3 protein-coding genes are annotated in these 2,416 nt (G+C 58.2%); all 3 read right to left on the reverse strand.

Annotated elements, in window-relative coordinates; all coding sequences use genetic code 11:
• Positions 1-285: 285 nt before the first annotated feature.
• The 3 genes from DL891_RS16475 to DL891_RS16485 all read right to left on the reverse strand — a co-directional run bounded on the left by DL891_RS16475 (position 286) and on the right by DL891_RS16485 (position 2,169).
• A complete protein-coding gene (locus tag DL891_RS16475) occupies positions 286-525 on the reverse strand; it encodes a toxin (RefSeq protein WP_111721578.1) in 240 nt (79 codons plus the stop codon).
• Positions 522-785, reverse strand: a complete 264-nt coding sequence (locus DL891_RS16480) for a ribbon-helix-helix protein, CopG family (RefSeq protein WP_111721579.1) — start codon at positions 783-785, stop codon at positions 522-524. The genes DL891_RS16475 and DL891_RS16480 overlap by 4 nt, the downstream gene beginning before the upstream one ends.
• A gap of 1,006 nt (positions 786-1,791) precedes the next feature.
• The gene (locus DL891_RS16485) at positions 1,792-2,169 is read right to left on the reverse strand and encodes a hypothetical protein (protein ID WP_157962585.1); all 378 of its coding nucleotides are present in this window, start codon (positions 2,167-2,169) and stop codon (positions 1,792-1,794) included.
• Between the last annotated feature and the right edge of the window lie 247 nt (positions 2,170-2,416).

Raw genomic sequence — 2,416 nt, forward strand, 5'->3', positions numbered from 1 at the left:
TCATCATCGTTGATGCCGGCCACCGCCGCGAGATCTACCGGTAGGCGCAGAAGTCTCGTTACGCAAACGAGGACGTACGCGGATACCTGCCCACTGCAAACGCCGGTGGCGTGCGGAAGCGGATCCGTCAAAGGATGGTTTGCGGGTTCACGCCGCATGCCGGAAGAGGGCACATCGTGGACGTGTCCGATAAGGGGCGACGTCTTGTGACCGCTCAGCGTTGCGGTCAGGGGAGAATCCGTCTCGCTTCCCATGAGACTCCGGACAGACGCACCAGCTCGGATGCTACGGAAGCAGGTCGAGCATTTGGGGCCTTGCTTTCATGGCATGGATGACGAGTTCGTTTCCGCTGTCAAAGATGAGCACGACCGTCTCGAGTAGTCGACCCTGCGTGTCAAAGCCCAGCCGAAGTTGTCGTGCCGGGGAGTCGTCATCGAGATCCTCGATCCAGATTGGCCACGATGCCGCCTGCGTTGCGTCTTCGGGCGAGATCCCGTGCTTACGTGCGGCATCATGAACCTTCACGCGGCGTACTTCGCCAGCGCTTCACGGATGAGTTCTGAACGCGTCTTGTGTTCTCGCGCAGCGATCGCGTCGATGCTCGCTAGTTCCTCGATCGTGAGACGCAACGCGACGACTTGCGAAGGTTCCGCGCCTCGGCCCGGACGCCCGCGACCGCGCCTTTTCAGCGCCTTGATGTCCGGACCGGCCTCTGCCTCCCTGGCCCAGTCAGCAATCTGTTCTTCAGTGACCGCCACGCCGTTGATCGTTTCACCTGTACCCATACCGTTATTGTATTACGAAAATAACACATAGGCAACGGGTCATTTCTCGCTCTCTCCTCATGGGTTCCGGGACATCTCCAATTGAGCCACTGTTGGGCCCGCCCGGCGTGTCGTGGCGTTTCGGCGCCGCATCATCCCTGTGATGAGTTACGCATCTACGCATCCTTGAGCAATGTCTTTTCGAGGTCGGTATCGGCGGCGAGGTGGCGTTCAATGGTGGTTGTGATGGAAGATAGCAACGGAAAGCTCCTGTGATCGGCGTGCGTGAGCAACATCGGATTAGCAGGAGTTTTCCTCAATTAAAAGCGGCCACGCCGAACAATCCAAAGCCCGCCAACTAATTCAGGACTTTGAAAGGGCCTGCAAGAATGCCGCTGGGGAGTGGCCTCACTCCGCCCCACAGGAAAAGACCAGACAAGAACCGACTCTGGCATGGCATGCTGAGTCGTATGAGACATCTCGGAGTCGTAGTTTCAGCCGCCTTGGCTGTGCTTGCCCTGACCGGATGCTCCGCTTCAATCGGCGAGAAGCTCGACGTGTACCCTCAAGAATTGATCGACAACCCCGGCAACGGAGAGATGACTCCTACGGTCGTTTGGTCAGACGATGGCGAACATTGGTTAGTACTCTCCTTCGGGAGCTCTTCTTGTCCGTGGGAGCCTCGCGAGCTCACCGAGCCATCTCCAAACTCCTACGAAATCCGCATTGAGAAGACCGGCGGACCATTCTGTAGCGCCGACTTTGAGCCTACTGTCCACAGCATCCCTACCCCAGTCATCAAGGGTACAGAAGTCACCGTTGACCTTGGGCCCGGAACAAAGATAACGATGTGACTTGGCGGGTTAAGGGCACCGTTAGCCGGTCCGCCTGCGGGGCAGAATTTCACTGCCCGCCAACGGCGCGATGAAAGGGGGCTTTGACCACTACCGCGTGCCCGCAGGCGGATCGTTCTGCGGGGCGTCATGACTCTTGGGAGGACAATCGTTGAAGTGCTCGAATCCGCCAATTACAGCAAAGAAGACGCGAACGCCGGAATCCAAGCTATAGCAAGATAGGACAGGATCGGGGCAACAGCGAGAAGCACCACCCCGCTGACCACAAGTTTGTGAAGTCGACGGTTCTTCATCAGCGCGAGTGTGACCGTCGCGATATAGATCACGACCACAGCGACCGACACGACCAGACCCTTTTCCGCGCGATCGGACCAGAAACAATTCCGTGCCGGAGGGTAGATGGCAGCGCATACCGAAGGGCCCAAAGGCACCGCAATAAACCAAACCAACGCGATCGTTGCGCCGGTGAATATCGTCGCCGCGATGATCAGCCGCCAAGCGACAGGCCAAGATTTGACCTTCTGGGGGATTGCATCGTTGACCATCGACATTCGATCAGCCTAGCTGGATGCCACCCCGCATACCGGTCCACTACCGCACGCGGTTTCGAAGCTTCGAGACAGTGCAGTTGAGAGCCAATTTCAGCGCAGGGAGGGTGCCCGCATGGGATCGGCGGATTCAACCGGTCGTTGCAACGATGGGCTTTCCTGGCTCTGACATTAGCCGTTGCAGGGCTTGCGCGGGTGTAATCCCGCCGAGTGTTTTGCGTGGACGATCGTTGAGTTCGGTTGCGACTTC

Origin of the sequence: Homoserinimonas sp. OAct 916, from assembly GCF_003260275.1 — a bacterium.
Classification (GTDB): domain Bacteria; phylum Actinomycetota; class Actinomycetes; order Actinomycetales; family Microbacteriaceae; genus OACT-916.